Source organism: Thalassobaculum fulvum, assembly GCF_014652915.1.
Lineage (GTDB): Bacteria > Pseudomonadota > Alphaproteobacteria > Thalassobaculales > Thalassobaculaceae > Thalassobaculum_A > Thalassobaculum_A fulvum.
Genome location: NZ_BMZS01000015.1, coordinates 140,184 through 147,672 on the forward strand (window position 1 = coordinate 140,184; position 7,489 = coordinate 147,672).

Genomic DNA, 7,489 nt, shown 5'->3' on the forward strand with positions numbered 1-7,489 from the left:
CGGCCGGTCGACGCTGCGTGGGCGCTTTTCGGCACAGCTGTGGCGTTCACTCTGTTGTGCCGACTTAACCACTTGGTGCATGGTCAGATGGGTTTGAGGCAAAAGCCGAGGATACGGTCCTGCGAACCGGCCGCTGGTTTCTGACAGTCATTGTGTTGCTGGCGATCCTGGCGGTCGGCGGCGGCGTGTCGTATGCCGTCTACCGGGTGCAGAAGGCCGAGCTGCTGGACGGCGCCTCCAGGGACCTGCGGGCCGCGACCCAGGCCTTCGAGCGGTCGCTGGATCACATCTTCCAGCCGGCCCTGACCCTCAGCCAGAGCGTGCTGGATTCCGGGGTCCGGCACCGGAAGGGGGAGGATCTCGCCGAGCATTTCTTCGCCGTCGTCATCGGCCCGGTCCGCCAGTTCGAGCACGTCAACGGCGCCTTTCTCGGCTTCCCCGACGGGCGCTTCCTGCACTTGCAGGACCTTGCGCTGGCCGACGAGATCCCGGGCGAAGGGGCGGAGCGCGGCCAGCCGGTGGTGCGCCGGCGGATCATCGACCGGCCCGATCTGGACGGTTCCGGCCGCTGGCAGCGCTTCGATCACCTGGGCAGCCGCTGGCAGGAGGCGACGGCGGCGCACCGGCCGTACGACCCGCGCCAGCGGCCCTGGTACAAGGCGGCGGTCGAGGGCGGCGGCCCGGTATGGACCGACGCCTATGTCTTCGCGTCGAGCGGCCGGCTGGGGGTCACCTACGCGGAGCCGATCTACGACGATTCCGGCGCGGTGTGGGCGGTGCTGGGCATCGACCTGTCGCTCGGCTCGCTGTCGCGCACGCTGATCGTCACCGCCGAGGCGCTGGCCGGAACCGGCGACCTGGTGTTCGCCACCGACCTGGCGAACAAGATGCTCGGCCACCCGGACTTCGTGGCCCATGCCACCGAGCTGGACCACGACACCGAGGCGTTCCTGGCGCGCTACCGCGAGCCCGGCAGCTTCGAGAGCCTGGTGGTCAACGCCGTCGACCGTCCGGGCGAGATCACCGAGGTGCAGGCCCGGGGAGCATCGTATCTGGCGACCAAGTTCCAGCTCGATCCGTCGCGGGCGATGCCGCTGCAGATCTTCCTGGCCCGCGACCTCCAGAGGGTGCTGGCGGGCGCGGTGGCGACGGTCCGCCGCAACGTGGCGCTGGTGTTCCTGGCGGTGGTGGTCTTCGGCGTCGTCGCGACCTATGCCGTCAAGCTGCGGGTCGAGGCGGCGGCCCGTCGCAGGGCCGAGGCCGAGCTGATCGAGGCGCGCGACATCGCCGAGGCGGCGACCCGGGCGAAGTCGACGTTCCTGGCGACCATGAGCCACGAGATCCGCACGCCGATGAACGGCGTGATGTCGATGGTGGAGCTGCTGTCGCTGAGCCGGCTCGACGCCGAGCAGCGGCGGATGACCCGGGTCATCGCCGACTCGGCGACGGCCCTGCTGACGATCATCAACGACATCCTCGACCTGTCGAAGATCGAGGCCGGCAAGCTGGAGATCGAGACCATCGGCTTCTCGCTGTCCGAGGTGGTCGACGGCTCGGCCGAGCTGCTGGCGCCGCGGGCCGAAGAGCGCGGCCTGGACCTGCTGGTGGACGTCGACCCGGCCCTGGTCGACGCCCGCCTCGGCGACCCGACGCGGATCCGCCAGATCCTGCTGAACCTCGGCAGCAACGCCGTGAAGTTCACCGAGCGGGGCGGCATCGGCATCCGGGTGGCGGCCGCGGACGGCGACGGGCGCCGGCTGCGCTTCGAGGTCAGCGACACCGGCATCGGCCTGACGCCCGAGCAGCAGGGCAAGCTGTTCCAGGCCTTCGTGCAGGCCGACAGCTCGACCTCCCGCAAGTACGGCGGCACCGGCCTCGGACTCTCGATCTGCCAGCGGCTGTGCGAACTGATGGGCGGTCGGATCGGCGTCCAGAGCGCCCCGGACGCCGGCTCGACCTTCTGGTTCGAGCTGCCGCTGGAACCGGCGGCCGCCGCGCCCCGGTGCCACGCCGCCGACCTGTCGGCCGCCTCGGTCGCCCTGATCGACCTGCCGGACGCGGTCGCCGGGGTGGCGGAGCGGTGGCTGCGGGCGACCGGTGTCACCGCGGTCGCGCGCCTGGCCGACGTCGAGACGGCGGCCGACGCAGATCTTCGCGTGGTCGGCTGCGCGACGCCCGGCCTGACCGCCGAGGCGCTCGGTCGGCTCGGCGGTACCGTGGCGCTGGTCGGCCGGCGGTCCGAGCTCGCGGCGCTGCCGGCCGCGGTCAGGGCGGGGGCGCCGGTGCTGCTGACGCTGCCGCTGTCCGGGCCGACGCTGTGGCGGGCGGTGGCCGTCGCCCTCGGCCTGGAGGCGGCCGACGCCACGGATGTCGAGCGGCGCGACGACCTGGCGTTCGCCGCGCCCCCGGTCGACGAGGCCCGGGCCGCCGGTGCCCTGGTCCTGGTCGCCGAGGACAACGAGACCAACCAGGTGGTGGTCCGCCAGATGCTCGGCCGGATGGGGTTCGCCTGCGAGGTCGCTGCCAACGGCCGGATCGCCCTGGAGATGCTCGCGGCCTCCGGCGCAGGCTACGGGTTGCTGCTGACCGACTTCAACATGCCCGAGATGGACGGGTTCGAGCTGGCCCGGGCGGTCCGTGGCGGCGAGGACGCGGCCGGGCGGCGGCTGCCGATCGTCGCGCTGACCGCCGACGCGCTGGGCGGGACCGAGCAGCGCTGCCTGGAGGCCGGCATGGACGGCTACCTCACCAAGCCGATCGACAGCCGCAAGCTCGGGGCGGTGCTGGCGCGGCACCTTCCGCAGGGGCTGGCACTGCGCCGGCCGATGGCCGACGGGCCGGTCGCGCCGGCGCCGGCTGCGGCTCCCGACTGGGACACCGACATCTTCGACCCGCGGTCGATCACCGAGACGTTCGGCGGCTTCGACCGCGAGGCGATCGAGTTCGTCGGCGACGCGTCGGAAAGCTGGGGGCCGAGGATCGAGGAGGTGAACGCGGCCCTGGCCGACGGCGACGTCGGGCGGGCGCGCGACGCCGCCCACACGCTGAAGGGCGCGACCCTGTCGATCGGCGCCGTCCGGCTCGGCCGCATCGCCGCCGATATCCAGGACCTGCTGGATGCCGGCGACCCCGAGACCGCCGGCCTGATGGCCGAGGTGCTGGCGCCGACTCTCGACGAGTTCAGGCATACTCTGCCCGCAATCCGCCGGTTCGCCGGCCAGCCCGGGAGCTGACGATGTTCGATCCGACCTCCCAGCACGCGTACGAGAACCTGCGGATCCTGGTTCTCGAGGACGAGTGGTACATCCGCCAGATCATCTGCCGGCTGCTGCGGCAGATCGGGTTCCAGCTGATCGACGAGGCGGAGAACGGCGTCGACGGGTTCCGCGAGATCCTGCGGGTCCGGCCGCACCTGATCCTGTGCGACATCCACATGGAGCCGGTCGACGGCATCACCTTCCTGCGCAAGCTGCGCGCCCTCGGGCACGAGCAGCTCTCGCAGGTGCCGGTGATCTTCCTGACGTCGGACAAGCAGCGCGAAACCGTCCTCGCCGCCAAGGAGCTGAGGGTCGACGGCTACCTCGCCAAGCCGGTGTCGCTGGCGACGCTGAAGGATCGCATCGACCACGTGCTGCTGCAGCGCCAGGGCGGATAGGGGGCATATCGCCTCCGGCCGGCGCGGTCGCGACGGACCACGCGCGATGGCTGCCGTTGTCGCCGGCACCTCCCTCCGTTAATTGATTCATCGCAACGCGCCGGGAGCGTCGAGCCCTTAGCGTCCTTCGGTTCGCAGGGCAGGGGTCCGCCCGCTTCCCGATGGCGGCTGCGGCCGCGCCCGAAGAGCGGAGACGTGTCGCGATGAAGGTTCTCCTGCTGATCTACACCGCCGTCGGCGGCCTGGCCCTGCTGGGGACTACCGCGAACGCGCTGCTGATCTGGACGGTCTGGGAGGATTACCAGGCGACCGGCCAGGAGGCGGCGCTGCTGAAGCTGCTCGGCGCGGTCGTCCTGGCGGTGATCGCGACCGCGTGGGTGATCGGGACGGCGGTGATCGCGGCCCGTCGGCTGACGCTGCCGGTCGCGGCGCTGACCGCCACCATGGGCCGGCTGGCGGAGGGCGATCACGGGGTGCGGGTGCCGTACGCCGAGTCCCGGGACGAGTTCGGCGACATCGCGCGGGCAGTCAAGGTGTTCCAGGACCATGCGGTCGAGCGCCAGCGGCTGGAGGAGCGGGAGCGCGCGGCGCTGACCGCCCGCGAGCAACGGGCCGCGCGGGTCCGCGACCTGACCCGGCAGTTCGAGCAGGACGTCCGTGCCCTGATGGGGGAGGTCGCCGAAGCGGCGAGCGGCCTGACGACCACCGCCCAGGCGCTCGCCAGCGGGGCCGCCAGCAACGAGGCCAACGCCGGCACCGTGTCTGCCGCCGCCGAACGCTCGTCGGCCAATGTGGAGAGCGTGGCGGCCGCCACGGAGGAGCTGACCGACCGGATCCACAGCATCAACAGCGACATCGCGCGGTCGAACAGCGTCGCGAACAACGCGGTGAACGAGGCGAGCGAGACGGTCGAGACGGTTCAGGAACTGTCCCGCGCCGTCGACACCATCACCGGCCTGGTGAAGCTGATCAACGACATCGCGGCGCAGACCAACCTGCTGGCGCTGAACGCGACCGTGGAGGCGGCCCGGGCCGGCAAGGCGGGCGAGGGCTTCGCCGTGGTCGCGAGCGAGGTGAAGACGCTGTCCAAGCGGGTGGCGGACGCGACCGAGGACATCGGCGTCCAGGTCGACGCCATCCGCACCCGGACCGACGGAGCGGTCGATGCCATCAACCGCATCCGCGACATCATCGCCGACATGAGCCGCATCGCGCACAGCATCGCGGAAGCGGCGGAGCACCAGGGCGCCACGACCGAGGCGATCGCCCGCAACGTCCAGGAGGCCTCGGACGATGCCCGGCAGGTCACCGAGAGCATCGCCCGGGTCAGCGCCAACATCTCCGACAACCGCGATGCCGCCGACGTCGTGTCGACCTCGGCCGAGCACCTGTCCAGCCGGGCCGATGCCCTTCAGGCGACGGTCGACCGCTTCATCAAGGAGGTGGCTGCCGCCGGGTAGCGCGGCCGCCGTCGCCGAGCGGTCAGCCGGCGGAGCTCATCCGTCGGTCCGGCGGGGCGCCGGCGAGGGTGACCCGGTTGCGTCCGGCGTGCTTGGAACGGTACAGCGCGTCGTCGGCCCGCTTCAGCAGGCTCGTGACGTCGTCGGCCCGCCCGATCTCGGCGACGCCGACGCTGGCGGAGAAGGTCTTGGGGCCGGACGCGTGATCGAACGCCAGGGCGGCGAACGCCGCGCGCAGGCGGTCCGCCATCGTCGCTGCTGCCGGGCCGTCGGTCTCCGGCAGCAGCAGCACGAACTCCTCGCCGCCGAACCGGGCGACCACGTCGACGCCCTGCCGGACCTGGGCGCTCAGCAACCGCGCCAGCCCGACCAGGACCGCGTCGCCGAAATCGTGCCCGTAGGTGTCGTTGACGCTCTTGAAGTGGTCGACGTCGAGTATGGCGAGCGACGCCGGGGTCCCGTAGCGCTGGTGGTGCGCCGCCTGCGCTTCCAGCCGCTCCATGAAGACCCTGCGGTTGTACAGCCCGGTCATCGGGTCGGTCGAGGCGAGCCGCTCGAGCTCGCGGCGCAGGCCGTACTCCTCGGTGAGGTCGAGCATCGCCCCCGCGATCCCGATCGGGCGGTCCTCCAGGTCGCGCACCAGGGCCCGGTGCACGACGAACCGCCGGAGCCCGCGGCCGGGGACGTCGACGTCGCCTTCGTAGGTCTGGTGACCCCCGCTTTCGATCAGGCGGGCGTTGTGTTCGCGCAGGTACTTGGCCACGTGCGGCGGCAGGATGTCTTCCGGCGTCTTGCCGATGATCGACGCCGTCGTGTGCCCGTACACTGCCGCGTAGTGCCGGTTGACCCGGTTCAGCGTGCCGTCCGGGTTCCAGTAGAACAGCGGAACCGGCACCGCTTCCATCAGATCGGTCACGAACCGCTCGGCGCTGAGCGCGTCGGCGCGCGCCTGCTCGATGGTCTCGACCAGGGAGACCAGGTTCGCGGCCTGGTCCTGCAGGGTGTCGTTGGCGAACTGGAGGTCGGTCTGCTGGCGCTCGAGCTGCTCCATCATCCGGCGCATCTCGGTGATGTCGGTGAGGGTCACCACCACGTTCTGGCCGGCACGCACGGCGGACAGCCGGAACGATCGCGGTTCGCCGTCCACCGCGGAATCGAGCTCGATCTGCCGGGGGATGCCGGTCGCCATGACCTCGCGGTAGACCGGCAGCCGGCTGTTCGCCTCCGGGAACACGATGCTGACGGGAGCGCCGATCAGCGAACTGGTATCGCGGTTGAGGATCTCGCCCGCGCGCTTGTTGATCATCAGGTAGCGGAAGTCCGCGATCCGGCCGTCCGGGTCGCGGACCGGCTGCAGGACGGCGATGCCGTCCGTGCTGGACTCCATGAGGCTGTCCAGGATCTCGGCCTTGTGGACGAGCGGCACGCTGTAACAGACGATGAGCGTTCTGCCGTCGGCCGCTCTGACCGGCATGATCAGCCGCTCCCAACTGACCACCGCCGAACTCCTGCTGGCGCTGGAGATCAGGTAGAGCGGGCGCCGGGTCTCGAGCACCGAGCGGTACTTCCGTTCGGCAAGGGCAGCGGTCTCGCCGTCGAAGTCGCTGGTTCGCCGGCCGGTCATGTCGAAGCCGGTCGCGTTCGCGATTCGTCGGCCGTAGTACGCGTACAGCAGCGACCGGCCGTCGGGCTCGATCACCATGAGATCGTCGGCTTCGTCCGGCCGGGCCGCCGGGTCGAACAGCGCGAAGTCCGGCAGTCCCTCGTCAGATGCCGCTTCGATCCATTGCCGGTAGAGGGTGGCGATCGCCTCGTTGCTCACCCGACGGTCGACGTGCTCTGCGATCTCGGTGTGGACGATGGGCATGGACGCTCCCGCCCGACCGTGAGTGCCGGTTGCGTATCGTTACGGTACGAAGCCGTCGCACCTCGACGTGGGCGCCGAAGCCGAACGGACGACCGTGCAGAGTATAGCCTGTCGCGCCGCTACGGGCGCCTGCGGGTTTTCCGCTATGGAGAAGGGCGCCGCCGAAAGCCGGAACGCTATGGGGTCGGCGTGCCGATCACCCGCCGTACAGGTCGTCGCCGACCAGGCCGCCGGTGATCGCGCCGAGCGTCTGCATGCCGCGCCGGAACAACATGGTGCCGCTCCACATGAACGAGTTCTGGGTGGCCATGCCGCCCGCCTCGGCGGCTTCCGCAGCCTCGACACCGCCGGCGGCCATCATACTGCCGCCCTCGCCGGCCGCGGCACCGGCACCGGCGCCTTCGCCGGCGGCCATGCCGCCGCCCGCCATGCCGCCGCGGGCGCCGCCGGCCATCATGCTGCCGCCCTCGCCGGCCGCGGCACCGGCACCGGCGCCTTCGCCGGCGG

Annotated in this window: 5 protein-coding genes; 3 read left to right on the top strand and 2 right to left on the bottom strand. The window is 71.3% G+C overall.

Annotated elements, in window-relative coordinates; genetic code table 11:
* Positions 1-152: 152 nt before the first annotated feature.
* The 3 genes from IE246_RS26275 (at position 153) to IE246_RS26285 (ending at position 5,115) form a co-directional block, all read left to right on the top strand.
* On the top strand, positions 153-3,233 hold the full coding sequence (locus IE246_RS26275) for a hybrid sensor histidine kinase/response regulator (RefSeq protein WP_189995374.1): 3,081 nt from the start codon (positions 153-155) through the stop codon (positions 3,231-3,233).
* Positions 3,234-3,235: 2 nt separating this feature from the next.
* Complete coding sequence (locus IE246_RS26280) at positions 3,236-3,655, top strand: response regulator (RefSeq protein WP_189995376.1); 420 nt, start codon at positions 3,236-3,238, stop codon at positions 3,653-3,655.
* Between the two features lie 203 nt (positions 3,656-3,858).
* Positions 3,859-5,115: a methyl-accepting chemotaxis protein gene (locus tag IE246_RS26285; protein ID WP_189995378.1), complete on the top strand. Its 1,257-nt coding sequence runs from the start codon at positions 3,859-3,861 to the stop codon at positions 5,113-5,115.
* A gap of 22 nt (positions 5,116-5,137) precedes the next feature.
* On the opposite strand, the gene IE246_RS26290 is transcribed toward IE246_RS26285, so the two are convergent.
* On the bottom strand, positions 5,138-6,982 hold the full coding sequence (locus IE246_RS26290) for a sensor domain-containing diguanylate cyclase (protein ID WP_189995382.1): 1,845 nt from the start codon (positions 6,980-6,982) through the stop codon (positions 5,138-5,140).
* Between the two features lie 196 nt (positions 6,983-7,178).
* A partial coding sequence (locus IE246_RS26295; RefSeq protein WP_229837523.1) for a hypothetical protein occupies positions 7,179-7,489 on the bottom strand: 311 nt, incomplete at its 5' end.